Source organism: Sphingobium sp. TKS (genome assembly GCF_001563265.1).
In the GTDB taxonomy this organism is placed as follows: domain Bacteria; phylum Pseudomonadota; class Alphaproteobacteria; order Sphingomonadales; family Sphingomonadaceae; genus Sphingobium.
This window is the reverse complement of sequence record NZ_CP005083.1, coordinates 3,479,927-3,492,741: the sequence shown is the minus strand read 5'-3', so window position 1 is coordinate 3,492,741 and position 12,815 is coordinate 3,479,927. Positions and strand designations below refer to the sequence as shown.

General features: G+C 56.6%; 18 protein-coding genes. 13 read left to right on the top strand and 5 right to left on the bottom strand.

The features are described 5' to 3' along the window. The first annotated feature begins 180 nt into the window (after positions 1-180). From K426_RS17245 to K426_RS17205, 9 genes are all read left to right on the top strand, one after another. A complete protein-coding gene (locus tag K426_RS17245; protein ID WP_145907388.1) occupies positions 181-513 on the top strand; it encodes a hypothetical protein in 333 nt (110 codons plus the stop codon). A 119-nt stretch (positions 514-632) separates the two neighbouring features. Further along, positions 633-977, top strand: a complete 345-nt coding sequence (locus K426_RS31385) for a hypothetical protein (protein ID WP_145907385.1) — start codon at positions 633-635, stop codon at positions 975-977. 5 nt (positions 978-982) lie between these two features. Beyond that, on the top strand, positions 983-2,248 hold the full coding sequence (locus tag K426_RS17240) for a VapE domain-containing protein (protein ID WP_066559692.1): 1,266 nt from the start codon (positions 983-985) through the stop codon (positions 2,246-2,248). Positions 2,249-2,543: 295 nt separating this feature from the next. Next, positions 2,544-3,704 (top strand): tyrosine-type recombinase/integrase, encoded by a 1,161-nt coding sequence (locus K426_RS17235; protein ID WP_066561932.1) that lies wholly within the window; start codon positions 2,544-2,546, stop codon positions 3,702-3,704. Positions 3,705-3,792: 88 nt separating this feature from the next. After that, on the top strand, positions 3,793-4,083 hold the full coding sequence (locus tag K426_RS17230; protein WP_145907382.1) for a hypothetical protein: 291 nt from the start codon (positions 3,793-3,795) through the stop codon (positions 4,081-4,083). 214 nt (positions 4,084-4,297) lie between these two features. Next, complete coding sequence (locus K426_RS17225; protein ID WP_066559686.1) at positions 4,298-4,489, top strand: hypothetical protein; 192 nt, start codon at positions 4,298-4,300, stop codon at positions 4,487-4,489. A 331-nt stretch (positions 4,490-4,820) separates the two neighbouring features. Next, positions 4,821-5,183: a hypothetical protein gene (locus K426_RS17215; protein ID WP_066559677.1), complete on the top strand. Its 363-nt coding sequence runs from the start codon at positions 4,821-4,823 to the stop codon at positions 5,181-5,183. 9 nt (positions 5,184-5,192) lie between these two features. Continuing rightward, positions 5,193-5,792: an SOS response-associated peptidase gene (locus K426_RS17210; RefSeq protein ID WP_066559675.1), complete on the top strand. Its 600-nt coding sequence runs from the start codon at positions 5,193-5,195 to the stop codon at positions 5,790-5,792. A gap of 35 nt (positions 5,793-5,827) precedes the next feature. Next, complete coding sequence (locus K426_RS17205) at positions 5,828-6,313, top strand: thermonuclease family protein (protein WP_082748668.1); 486 nt, start codon at positions 5,828-5,830, stop codon at positions 6,311-6,313. 3 nt (positions 6,314-6,316) lie between these two features. On the opposite strand, the gene K426_RS17200 is transcribed toward K426_RS17205, so the two are convergent. From K426_RS17200 to K426_RS17190, 4 genes are read right to left on the bottom strand one after another with little or no spacing between them, the layout of a single operon-like run. Then, positions 6,317-6,505, bottom strand: a complete 189-nt coding sequence (locus K426_RS17200; protein ID WP_066559666.1) for a DUF6961 family protein — start codon at positions 6,503-6,505, stop codon at positions 6,317-6,319. Beyond that, a complete protein-coding gene (locus tag K426_RS17195) occupies positions 6,502-6,702 on the bottom strand; it encodes a DUF5818 domain-containing protein (RefSeq protein ID WP_066559659.1) in 201 nt (66 codons plus the stop codon). Before K426_RS17195 ends, K426_RS17200 begins: the two co-directional genes overlap by 4 nt. Then, the gene (locus tag K426_RS30395) at positions 6,702-6,992 is read right to left on the bottom strand and encodes an excalibur calcium-binding domain-containing protein (RefSeq protein ID WP_082748666.1); all 291 of its coding nucleotides are present in this window, start codon (positions 6,990-6,992) and stop codon (positions 6,702-6,704) included. The genes K426_RS17195 and K426_RS30395 overlap by 1 nt, the downstream gene beginning before the upstream one ends. 2 nt (positions 6,993-6,994) lie before the next feature. After that, the gene (locus K426_RS17190) at positions 6,995-7,468 is read right to left on the bottom strand and encodes a hypothetical protein (protein WP_066559656.1); all 474 of its coding nucleotides are present in this window, start codon (positions 7,466-7,468) and stop codon (positions 6,995-6,997) included. 310 nt (positions 7,469-7,778) lie between these two features. On the opposite strand from K426_RS17190, the gene K426_RS30390 reads away from it, so the two are divergent. The 4 genes from K426_RS30390 (at position 7,779) to K426_RS31375 (ending at position 12,327) form a co-directional block, all read left to right on the top strand. Beyond that, on the top strand, positions 7,779-9,731 hold the full coding sequence (locus K426_RS30390; protein WP_082748664.1) for an AAA family ATPase: 1,953 nt from the start codon (positions 7,779-7,781) through the stop codon (positions 9,729-9,731). 298 nt (positions 9,732-10,029) lie between these two features. Beyond that, entirely contained in the window at positions 10,030-10,422 is a 393-nt protein-coding gene (locus tag K426_RS17180) for a hypothetical protein (RefSeq protein WP_066559647.1), read from the top strand. A gap of 78 nt (positions 10,423-10,500) precedes the next feature. After that, a complete protein-coding gene (locus K426_RS17175; RefSeq protein WP_013039775.1) occupies positions 10,501-11,850 on the top strand; it encodes an IS1380-like element ISSp1 family transposase in 1,350 nt (449 codons plus the stop codon). Positions 11,851-12,030: 180 nt separating this feature from the next. Further along, the gene (locus tag K426_RS31375; RefSeq protein WP_145907379.1) at positions 12,031-12,327 is read left to right on the top strand and encodes a hypothetical protein; all 297 of its coding nucleotides are present in this window, start codon (positions 12,031-12,033) and stop codon (positions 12,325-12,327) included. A gap of 37 nt (positions 12,328-12,364) precedes the next feature. Here the strand turns inward: K426_RS31375 and K426_RS17170 are convergent, their stop codons facing one another. Next, entirely contained in the window at positions 12,365-12,811 is a 447-nt protein-coding gene (locus K426_RS17170; RefSeq protein WP_066559645.1) for a hypothetical protein, read from the bottom strand. Positions 12,812-12,815: the final 4 nt, after the last annotated feature.

Here is a 12,815-nt window from a genome sequence, read left to right as displayed (position 1 = left end):
AGGGATTCGCTGTCATGGATCAAAGCGCGCTCTCCCAATCTGTTTCCGTCTGAACCTCGGGCATTTTCCCCGTCTGCATGCTGATATCCGGCCGCAACGACCGCATTCCGTTGCCCATCCGGAATCGCGCGCCGGACGGTTCTTTCTCAGCCCACTCGCGCTGTGGAAATGGAAAATGAAATGCAAAAGAACGCTATGATCAATCACAAGGCCCATCTGTTCCGGAAGGGCGAGATGTACCTGGATCGCTATCTGGCCACTCGGCAAACCTGTGACGAGGCATTGCTGGGACGGACGCGAATGTCTCTCGAGATAGGCGCTATCGCGGCCTGCATCCAACATGGCTTGGTTTCACGCCGAGACTTGCTGCAAACCGCCGGTAAGGTCTGTGGGTCAACCTCAAGAATGGTCGGGCAGACCCTCGATGAATATGTCGGAACAGACCCGAGCCGACATCTCTGGTTCACCCGCGAGGTAGCGCCGAACATCCTGCACTACCGCCTGCACTACTGAACAATTCGGCGGAGGGAGGAGGTAAGCCCCTTTCTCCGTCATCCCATTGAGCCTTGGGCCTTCGGGCCTCCGTTCCTTCGGCATGTGCCGACCAAAACGCACAAATCAAAGGAACTCACATGATTGATTATTTATTCGACCATCGCCGCCTGCTGACTCTCGGTAGGGCAGCACTCCAGGGAACGCAGCCTGCCTTCTGGTCCAAACTCGACGCTTCCGTAGCCATCGCCTTTGCCCTGATCGACGGCGGAGAAGGGAATGCGGATCGCATTGTTGAACGGTCACACCAATTGCCGCCTTCAAATCCCGTCACCGTGAAACGTATGCTTGGCTTGCTTTGCGGCGATGACCTGATGCGGCATCTTTGGCGTCAAGACGGGAATGGCCGCCTAACCCTTTTGTCTGCTCCTTCGGTGCCCGGATCGTCCGCCGGGCGGTATAACCAACCCGGAAGAATGCGATAAATTGAATGTTTAATAGCAAAGATGCGGTGTCGGCGGGCTTTCCCGACCAGCCCCGCAATATGAAGAATCAGCCGCCGACCACGATCGCCAACGTCGAACATATTCTGAACCACGCTGGCATCGTGCCCCGGTACAACATCATAAAAAAGAAGGATGAAATCATCATCCCCGGCCATAGCGGCACCTCGGACAATCGCAGCAATGTGACCATGGCCAAGGTGCTCAGCCTTGCCGCCCAATATGGACTTGCAACCGGACTCGTGCCGGAATTCGTGCAGGCCATTTCTGACCAGAATGCCTATAATCCGGTCGCCGACTGGATCAACAGCAAGCCCTGGGATGGAGAGGACCGGCTGGGCGAAATGTACGCGACCGTCTGGACCGAAGAGGACTATCCCGAAAGCCTCAAGGAGACGCTGCTGCATAAATGGCTGCTCAGCGCAGTGGCGGCGGTGATGGTCCCCAGCGGGTTCCATTGCCGGGGTGTCCTCACCCTTCAGGGGCCGCAGGGCATCAACAAGACCAGTTGGGTCCGGTCGCTGATCGATGATCCGGTGCTCCGGGAGGCGGTGATCAAGCTCGACCACCATCTCGACGGCAGCAACAAGGACTCGATCATCGGTGCGGTGACGAACTGGATCGTGGAAATCGGTGAACTCGACAGTTCCTTCCGCAAGGATATCGCCCGGTTGAAGGGGTTTCTGACCTCGGACTCCGATCGCGTCCGACGACCCTATGCGCGGGCTGAATCGGAATATCCCCGCCGGACCGTGTTTGTCGCAACCGTCAACGACTGCAAGTTCCTTGTCGATCCGACCGGGAACACGCGCTGGTGGACGATCGCGGCAAGGAAGCTACGGAAGGATCACGGCATCGACATGCAGCAACTCTATGCCCAACTGGCGGTCGAATTGGCCGATGGCGGGCAGTGGTGGTTGACCAAGGCGGAAGAAACACAACTGGAAGCATGGAACAGCCGCCACAAGATCGTAAGCGCTGTTGACGACATGGTCATGGCCTGGATCGACCTGGACCGGCTGGGCCACAAGTCCAATCAGAAGCTGACGGCTACGGAAATGCTGAAGATCGCGGGCATCGAACGGCCGAATAATGCCCAATGCCGAGAGTGCGGTACTCTGCTCAGGGAACTGCTGGGGCCGCCCAAACGCATCCAGGGCCGCGAAAAATGGACTGTTCCGCTCATCGATCTTCATGGCCACGCCGTCGAGATCATGAAGTCGATCACGACCAAACAGCCGGACGAATACTGACCGGCCCGGTGGGGGGAGGGGTAGGGGAAACCCTCAAAAATGGCTGAAATAAAATGAGCTATAATAGAATGTGGGAAAATCCGCTGCCCCCGCCCCCACCAACTACCCGCTGTCCTCTGGCATCCGCTGTGACGTCGCCCCGGTCGGGGGCGAGGTGAGGCTGTGGGGGGCATCATTCCGGGCGATTTGCGTAATGCCAGAGCGCCGATCGCCCAATTTCCGGACCTGACCCATGCGCGCCGCCTCTCGCGCGCTGGCGGTGCCTCAAACTCCAAAAATCGAAAAGGACCTTATTATGCCGAAACATCGGCTTGATGCTCAATTTGCTCTGCTCGCTCAGTGTGGGCCGGGCAAGAAGAAGACCGACTATTACGATACCGCCATCACCGGCTTCGTGCTGGAATGCCGAAATTCCGGCGGGAAAAGCTATTATTTGCGCTATCAGGACGAGCATGGTCGCCAGCGGCAGCACAAGATCGCGGCCTATGGTGACATCAGCTTCGACAAGGCCCGGAAGGAGGCCCAACGGCTACGTTCAGAGGTGGTCCTGGGCGGTGATCCAGCCGGGAAGCGTGAAGAGAAGCGGGCGGTGCCGACCTATGCGACGCTCGCCCAGCAGCATCTCGACCATGCCAAGACCTATGTGCGCAGCTATACGACCATCAGGGGCTACATCGAAAACCACATCACCCCTCGCTGGGGCAAGCTGCGACTGTCGGAAATCACGCAACAGGATGTGGCGAAATGGCTGGCTGAGAAGGCAGGGGAGGGGCTTGCTCCCGCGACCGTCGAAAAGATCAGGGTGATATTCAGCCGATCCTTTGAACTCGCCTTGCGCTGGGACATGCCCGGCATCACCAAGAATCCGATCAAGGGCATTCCCCGCAAGCCGATCAACAATGCCCGCGAACGCTATTTGAACGCTGCCGAGACGAAGCGGCTGATGGCGGCCTGTGAGGCCTCCCTGAACCCCCAACTCAAGCATATCGTCGGATTGCTGCTACTGACCGGCGCACGGCTGTCGGAACTGCTGCACGCGCAATGGCGGGACGTCGATCTGGCGAAACGGCAATGGCTGATCCCCATGTCCAAAACCGGCAAGGCCCGGCATGTTCCACTGTCGCAGCCAGCGATCGCGATCTTGGAAGCGGTTCCTCGCTTTGACAAATGCCCCTATGTTCTGCCGAATCCCGAAACCAAGCTGCCCTTCGTGTCGATCAAACACGCATGGCAGACGGCGCGGGATGAAGCGAAGCTGCCGGGGCTGAGGTTGCATGATCTGCGTCACAGTGCGGCCTCCGCGATGGTCAACGCGGGCATTGATCTTTTTGCCGTTGGGCGGGTGCTGGGTCATGCCGATCACAAGAGCACGATGCGCTACAGCCACCTCGCCCATGATACGCTGCTGGCCGCCGTAGAGGCCGGGGCGAAGAAGATGCAACTCAATCGGGCCTAACCGGGCCTCACCCCATCCATGTTCTGGCCCAAGCGGCTGGCGCGTGGATGGGGCAACTTCCTATTATTTTTTCGACCAAGGAAATTACATGACTACCGCAATCGATCCGCCCGTCCATGATGCCGAACTTTTCGACAGGCTGCGCGGACTTATCCAGGCCTGTGGCACCGAGGCGAACAAGCATGACCAAGCGATTGCTGTCATCGCTGCTTGCATTGATGAGGGACTCAACACACGCCCGCGAATTATAGGTGCGATGAAGCATCTCGGATTCAGCACCGCTCATGCCGCGATGATATTGAATGAGGCCACGGGCTGCGATCCAAGCCGCTATCGATGGCAGCGAGATTCGTCGGGGCGTTACAGCCTCCTGAACTAAGCAACGCGAGCCCCATCCCAACTTTGGCGAGATGTTGAGCATCGGGATGGGGCGTCGTCATCAGCGCCCCCGAACAGCCCGCCATAGCGTCGCCACGCCCGTCAAGACCGCCGCGACCCCGACCAAGAATGCACCGTCGATAATGACCATTGCCGACTCCTTTCCTGTGAGGCATGTTCCATATTTGTTCTCATGTAGGAAAGGTGATTCTGCGATGATGAAGCAGACCCCCCAACAAACTCCTCTGCGATGTGCCGCCCGAGCGATTTACGACACGGTGTATCCGTCAGAAGAATGGACGCCGGTGCCGTTTGATGAAGCCGAGCGCCTTCAGACCATCCACTATCGTAATGCCGTTGCCGCAGCCCGCTACTTCCAGCCGGTTGAGCAGGGCTCATTGTTGTGACCCGTGGCCCGCTATCGGGATGGCCTGAAGGTGGCGACCTGCATCTTCGAGGCGGCGGCCTGGCACTATGCCGTCAGGGTGGAATGCCGATGCCGACAAGAAGGGCTGTTCGAGGCCCATGGTCTGTGGTGGAAATTTCAGCGGATGGGCTGGAGTGATGATTTCAGGGACGCACGACGGCGCTTTTATTGCAAGTCGTGTTCGCAGCGATACGGTCGGAAGGTGCGTCCGGTCATCATTGAAACAAGCAACAAACCACCGCGCCATTGCTTTCCCCTGCCCGATGAGCGGGAATGGAAGCGCGCGGTGAGTCGTTTCAGAGGATAGGACAATGAGCTACAAGGCCGTCCCCGAAGAACTATTCGATATTCCCGACAATCTTTCGCCGGGCGAATATCGCCATGTCTGCGCGCAGGTAGCCATTCAGGCTGTCACCTATGCCATGGGTTCACGCGAGGTGAAGGAGGGGCATGCTTCGATCGCCATGCCGATGCTGGCGGAGGCGTTAGCCATGGGTGTTGCCATGCTGATCACGGCCGACGAGACCAACAAGACGCCCCGCGACATTCGGATGGCTGGAGAGCATTTCGGCAAGCTGATCGGTGGCTTTGCGGCCATCTTGCAGAATGGCAACGACACGACAGGCGACCAGTTGCTGGATATGCTGGGAGTGAGTCGAACGAAGCTCAATTAGAGGGGCATCATGTGCAATCTCTATAAGGCCCGGAGCAGCGCCGAAGAGATGGCCCGCCTGTTCGGTGCGGTTCCCGATCCGGCCGACCAGATCGCGGTCGAGAAGGATTATGTCGCCCCCGGTAAACCGGGTCACGTCGTGCGGGAGGAGCAAGGCCAGCGCCTCCTATCTGCCATGAACTGGGGCTTTCCTTTTCAGGGCAGGCCCGTCACCAACGTCCGCAACTATACCAGCCCGTTCTGGAAATCGGCGCTGGCGAACCCATCCCGGCGCTGCCTTGTGCCCGTCACCGAGTTTCAGGAATGGTCAGTTGAGCCGATGCCCGACACGGGGAAGAAAAAGCCCTTCTGGTTCAACGTCCCCAGCCAGCCGGTCTTCGCCTTTTCGGGCATATGGCGACCGACAGAAAAGGTGCCCGTCTATTCCTTCCTCACTTGTGGTTATGAGGGCGATCCCGCTGCGCACGTCGTTGGCGCGATCCATCCCAAGGCTTGCCCCGTCATCCTCCACCCGGAAGATTATGACCGCTGGTTGCACGCTGACGTTGACGATGCACTATCACTGGCCTGCGCCTATCCAAGTCAGTTGATGGCGCTCGGCGATGGGTGATTTACCCACGGGCGCTTTAGTCCTAAGCCGCTGCAATGTCTAACGTCGTAAAATTCCGCCGTCGTAAAAAGGCGTCACGTTCGCCTATCCTGCTGGCGAGCCTCGCAATCTTGGGAGTCGCCGGTGGGCTTGCCTCTTTATCGATGCCTGATCGCGCGACCGCCAAGGATGAGGTGTCTCGCGTGTTCACGCTCTGCCATACAGGCGGTGGCACCAACTGCGTGGTCGATGGCGATACGATCTGGCTCGACGGGCAAAAAATCCGCATTGCCGATATAGATGCTCCCGAGACCCATCCGCCCCGGTGCGCGCTCGAAGCTGACCTTGGGACTCGGGCGACCCATCGCCTTCATGAGTTGGTCAATGCCGGGCCATTCGCCGTGACCACGCTGGATCGCGAAGCTGACAAATATGGTCGAAAGCTCCGCGTTTTGACTCGCGGCGGCCAATCGCTCGGCGACGTGCTGGTAAGCGAAGGGCTGGCCCGAACCTGGACAGGTCAGCGGGAGCCGTGGTGCTGAGGTTCAGGCCTTGTGGGCTTGGGCCATCAGTGCATCCAGGCGCAGGGCAACCTCTCGCCAGAGGGTGACGCCGTTCATTTCGCCCAAGGCAGCCAATTCGCCTATACGCGCAGCGACCCTCAATGGGGCAAGCTCGCCATGTTGACGCAACAGCATGGAGGCCATGCCCCACAGCTCCTGATCACGGGTCACGCCGGTTCGATCCGATCAACGGCCAGCAGATCGAACCCGTCGCGAGTGCCGATGACTTTGACGCGGGTGCCGAACAAATGCCTATGACGCTTCAAAATTTCCAGCCGCCACTCCCCACCGTCGGGCATTCGCAGGATGGGATAAAGGCCATTTTCCAGCAAAACGCCTTCCAGTTCATGCCGGGTAGGGCGGTGCATTATTCACATCCAATTCCGTCACCATCGCGATCCAAATGGCGGCCGTAGCCTGGATCGCCTATCCTGACCGGCGCTGCCCCCGCAGCCCGAGCGGCAGTGCAGTTAGGGAATGCACCACCGCCTGCCAAGAGTGATTGTCGTCGGACGGGTGCGGCGGGCGCGCGGTGACAATGATAATCGCCTGTCTTGCGATTGTTGTGGCATCCTTCAGCGTTGAGGCCACCGGGATGCGCTGATGCCGCAGATACAGGCAAGGCGGCAAAGAGAGCGAGTTTCAAATAGCCGCCCATGCCTAAAATGCTCGTTGCACCGTTGTTGGATCATAGGGCTGGCAAACCCCTGCATAGTCGCCCGCCTTGCCGCTGAGGCTGATATGGCCCCGGATTCGATCAATCCGCATTTTGGGCGAGTTGAAGACGTTCACCTGGACCGTTCCTGTGATCTCGTCCTGACCCTTAACCACGTCCTTGACCTCAAACCAGCCATCTTTGCCGCCTCGGATCGGAGGAAGCATGGCGCGCGGCATTCTGATGCGGCCCAGCTCATCGTCGCCCAACTCGATGTTCACCTGATCATCAAACGGCACATCTTTATTACCGATCGCCTGCCCCCATGCTGACGTGCCATTGCTGGACCACGCGGAGCCGTAGGTGCTGGTGATCCGGTTTGCAGAGCCATTGCCTATGCAGACAAGGTGTAGCGGGGCCGCTGCGGCGGTGCCTGTTGCCAGTGCTCCGGCGATAAAGATTGCGGCTGATCGGACCATGATGCGTTTCCCCCAAACAGGCTATGCGAATGGTACTAACGGCTGACGGTATCCAAATTCTGAACCGGCTACGTCTTTACATGAGCTGGATGCTATAGCCGACATTGAGCCAGTCGCAAGAAAGATGCTCGGAATTTACTCTTCTAAAATCATCAATTAAAGCTGTCTCCGGGGCAGCTTTGGGGGGCATCATATGGGACGTGCGAGCGATCACTGCTTTGGTTGGCGGCCTTCTAATGGGGCGCGGTAATATAGTGAGTGGGTCGTGTAAGTTAATCTAGGCTGATGAAGTGGGCGGTGGGTTTTAAAGATGGAACTGACTTTTCAGAAAACGCATCTATCGATTACGAGTTTTCCTACAATTAACGTGCCAGATTTCACCCTGATAACGGGACCAAATGGCGCAGGGAAAAGTCATTTGCTTCAAGCAATAACCAATGGCTGCATTCGATCTAATATCGCACAGCCTCATACGCCGGGGCAAGAAATAAGATTATTTGATTGGAACACTCTAGTTCCTCAAGATACGGGTGTATTTTCTAGCGAAAATCTTCGAAACGAAAGGGAAGGGGCTCGCACTAATTTTATTAATTGGCGGCAACATCATCAAGCTGCCGAGCCATTACGTGCTATAGGTCGGCAGTTGAATCTGCCAGCCGAATTCATCGATAATCCTGTAAAATTGGCGGCCGTTTCACGAACGGAACTCCAGGCCCTGATCCCAGAACATGGCGATGTTGCATCAGTGATGGATGAAATTTCCGGTGCGACGGAGGCGGCAAGCCAATGGATACTCCAGCAAGCGGATGATAACACCAAGGCAACATTGATGGCGGTGAGTGCCTCGGCGAAGCGGCCGCTCATATTGTTAGAGGCGAAGGATATCGAGGCATCGGGTATTCCAAACTGGGGAAGGTCCGACCTTTTTCAGCAATCCTTCGCCCGACTCTTTGTCGCTTATCGTGATGCCAGATTAACTAATCTGTTGGCGGAGTTTGAGGCATCAAGGGGTCACTCTACGACAGAGTATCTAACAGAAGCCGATTTTATCGAGAAGAACGGTCCACCTCCTTGGGATTTCGTCAACCAAACCGTTCAAAGTGCAGGGCTGGATTTTACCATCAATAGTCCGAGATTGCACGACTTCTCGCCCTACACGCCGCAACTAACAAAAAATTCTAGTGGCGCTATCATCCCATTCTCCAGTTTGTCGTCGGGAGAAAAAATACTGATGTCATTTGCATTTTGTGTATACTATGCAAATGATCGTAGACAATTGGCGGTTTATCCAAAGATTATTTTATTCGATGAAATTGATGCTCCTTTGCATCCGTCGATGACACGAAGTCTTGTAGATACTATCACTGGAACCTTGGTTCGGCAGTTTGGGATCAAGGTCATGGCAACCACTCATTCGCCATCGACAGTTGCCATGGCACCCCCTGAAGCTATGTTTATCATGCGGCCGGGTAAAGCGGGTCTACAGCACATAACAAAATCAGAAGCACTCAATATCCTGACCTTCGGTGTCCCAACTCTGGCGATATCCTTTGATGGTAGAAGACAGGTGTTCGTAGAAAGTCCGGCTGATGCCAAAACCTATGATGCAATTTATAAGTTAATTAAAAATAGAATAGTATCAGAGAGGTCATTGGAATTTGTGGCCACTGGAGGTTTAACTAATGTTGGATGTGATGTAGTTAAGAGGCTTGTGGCGTCGCTCGTTGAAGCAGGAAATCAGTCCATCTTCGGCCTTATTGACTACGATGGTCATCACGTAAGCACTAATCGTATTGCTGTTCTGGGTCAGTGTGAGCGCAACGGTTTAGAAAACTTCGTCTTTGATCCCCTTTTAATAGCTGCGTTGATCTGCCGCGATTCGTCGACTCAAAAGGGCGATATTGGGATTGATGAATCGATCGGATATCCCGCGTTCATCGAGAAAGAGCCTGCCACTTTGCAGGTTGTCGTTGATGCCGTTTGTGAAAAGGTTTTTGGTGAGGCTGCAACACAGCAAGCGGTGGTAGAGTACTGGGGGGGCTTTTCTCTCTCATTGGATAAACGATGGCTCGAAGAAGATGATCATGCCCTAGAGAGTAAAATTCTTACAGCATTCCCTTATCTCCAGGCTTTATCTAAGCAGCAGGCCGGAAAGTTGATGCAGCACATGATTTCCAGCGTTATTTCAGATAAGCCGGGCCTCATTCCGCTTATGTTGGTCGAAACAATTCGGGATCTTCTGGATCGTGATGCTCACATATAGCGCGATAACTGCGCTTTGTATCGTTAGCTCGATCGCCCTGCCTGCCAGAAGCAGCGCGGGAATATGCCTGGACGGGTTCGATCAGATGGGGACGAAGGGGGGGGAGGCTGCCAAGTGGCATCGGCTTCCTGCTATTCTGATGGCAGAAAATCGATTCTAGATTAGAGGGTTGGCTGTGTTTGGTTTGAGATTTTTCGGTCTAAATCGGCTGCCTGAACCGACCGCAATCGGTATCGCTCCGCCGGACGGTTCTTTCGACGCGCCACCATGTGAAGGCTGGCAAACCCTGGAGAGCGACATGGCGGCACGCATGTATCGTAACGATATGCAACTGACATTCAACTTCGGGGTTGGGAGTGCTGTTCGAGGGATAAAGGCTACAATGTCACGCTTTGAGCAGAAAAGCCTGAAGGCCAGAAATAAAATGAAAAAGATTACTGGTGGTGCAGCACACCTTATCCTTCAGCCAATCGAACAAGAAATATATAACTTGCTCACGTTGGCGGTACAGGGCCATTTTGAAAAGGCTTTTAGACGTTGGCTACGGAATAGCCTGCAATTTGTCGAGAACAGTGCAATAACGGATGACGATATTGTCAAGGCTCAGTGGTCCAATCCAAATACGCCTCGGCGCGATCTAGCCCGCCTTATTCACCAAAAGTGTCCTGAAGGGTTGGCGGGAGTGGCGTAAGCCTCTGATCTGAATTAGGAACTGGGTGTCTAAGCCGAACCTGCCGCAGGGCAGAAAATGCCACGGGCCACACCCGCCATGAACGATGATATCGCAAGCTCATTTGGATTCCCAGCAGTCGGCCGCAAGAAAATCACAGCTGCGTTCGACGGTGGCCGGCTTACCTCGGATGGCGGTGTTCTACTGCTTGCACAGGCCGAGCGCGCGATGGGGATTTGCCAGCGCCTGGCGGCTTGTATTGCCGATCCGCGCGATCCAGCGCGGGTGATCCATCGCCTGGATGACATTCTGCGTGCCCGTGTGTTCGCGATTGCGTGCGGCTATGAGGATGCCGATGATCTCGATGCTCTGCGCGACGATCCAGGCTTCCGCCTGGCGCTCGGCAAGCTGCCGGAATCGGGCGCGGGGCTGGCCAGCCAACCGACGATGAGCCGGTGGGAAAATGCACCGACTACGCGCGAACTGGCCAGCATGATGGCCGCGATGATCGACATCTACTGCGCCAGCTATCCCGCCCCTCCGACAGCGGTCACGCTGGATATCGACGACACGTGCGACGTCGTGCATGGCTATCAACAGCTCTCGTTCTGGAACGGGCATCATGGGGAGCGCTGCTTCCTACCGATCCATATCTACGACACCGCGACCGGCAGGCCGGTGGCCATGCTGCTGCGCACAGGCAAGACGCCTTCTGGAAAGGAGGCGGCGGGGCACATCCGACGCCTGGTGCGTCACCTGCGCCGTAATTGGCCCGATACCCACATCACTATCCGCGGCGACGGGCACTATGGTCGACCCGAGGTCATGGCCTACTGCGATGCGGCCCGCGTCGATTACGTGTTCGGCCTGCCCACCAATTCAGCGCTGCGCGCCGATCCCGCCATTGTTGCGGTCGCCGATGCCTGCGCGGTCAAGCGCGCCCAGCGTCAGTGTCCCGTCCTGCGCAACTATGCCGAGACCCGCTATGGGGCAAAGACCTGGAAGTGCCAGCGTCGCGTCGTTGCACGGATCGAGGCCAGCACGCTGGGCATGGACATCCGCTATGTCGTCACCTCGTTGGCAACAGGATCGGCCGAGCACATCTACGACACGCTCTACTGCGCGCGTGGTCAGGCCGAGAACCTGATCAAGCGCCACAAGTCCCAGCTCGCCAGCGACCGAACCTCGTGCCGCTCGGCCAATGCCAATCAGATGCGCCTGATACTGCACACTGCCGCATACTGGCTGCTATGGCGCATCCAGCAGGCGATGCCCAGGACCGCTGCTCTGGCAAGCGCGGAGTTTACCACCTTGCGCCTGCGGCTGCTCAAGGTCGCTGCGCGCGTCGTAGAAAGTGCTAGCCGCATCCGCATTGCCTTCGCTTCCGCCTGTCCGGATGCCGACCTGTTCCGCGCCCTCGTTCTCCGGCTGAAGCCTGCGCCGACGTAGCCCATGCGGCAGCGCCGCAGAACTCCGAGCCCAGCCCTTCAACCCGAAAAGCCCATCAATCCGAATGCGGTGAAACAAACGCCAGCGATGCCGGTCGTCCGCGCAATACAGCCAGCCGCAGCAAATGCCCAGAGCGGGCCCGAAACCGAGCGTCGTGAATAAGAGAGGCTAGGTGCTATTATGGCCGCCTTAAGAGGGGTTCATTTCGCCGAAGTGATAGAAGGGCCGATAATTCTTGAACTTGCGTTGATCGGCAATGTGGTTCGGCATGGGGATGGGCCATCTGCACGACAAGCGTATGAGCGTTATCCGTTTCTGTTCGCTCCGGTTCCCATTTTCGATGATGGTCCGGCACACGAGGATGATGATGAATTGCCCGAGCGATTGCAGGTAAGCGAAGAACGTCTAGGACTCTATGCTCAGGCTGTATTCCAGTTCTGGCATCGTGTTCAGCTAGCTTATACTGGTGAAAATTAGAAGTAAGGTAGCTTTCCATCCAAGCCAAACGCTGTCGTTACATAGCGCAAGCGAAGGAGAGCATCCCGCCGATCAGCGCAGCTAGTGAGAGGCCGCCCGCAGAATACATCGCCCATTTGTACGAACCGAAATCATCGAGGGCGGACATTTTCTCCTGCACTTGCTCAAACGATGCCTGCCCTGCTACGAACGTCGCGAAGGTCATCTTGAGGTCGGTCATTGGGATAATGGCTTTCGCTGCGTAAAATGCTTTCCCCATGCCCATTAGGATGCTGAAGATTACGCCGACCGCGAAGAACGTCAACGGAATATGGTAGGCGAGGGTGTCGCGGCTTACAATCGCCACAACCGCACCGCCATTCGCAGCAAATAGGGTCGCCAGAAGCCAATTAAAGCTGGAGTTCACCTCATCGTAGAGGCGGGCTTCGCTGGTCCCAAGCACGGCAATCACGTGGTCCATAATCTGCTTTAAATCGTCTGCCACCGGA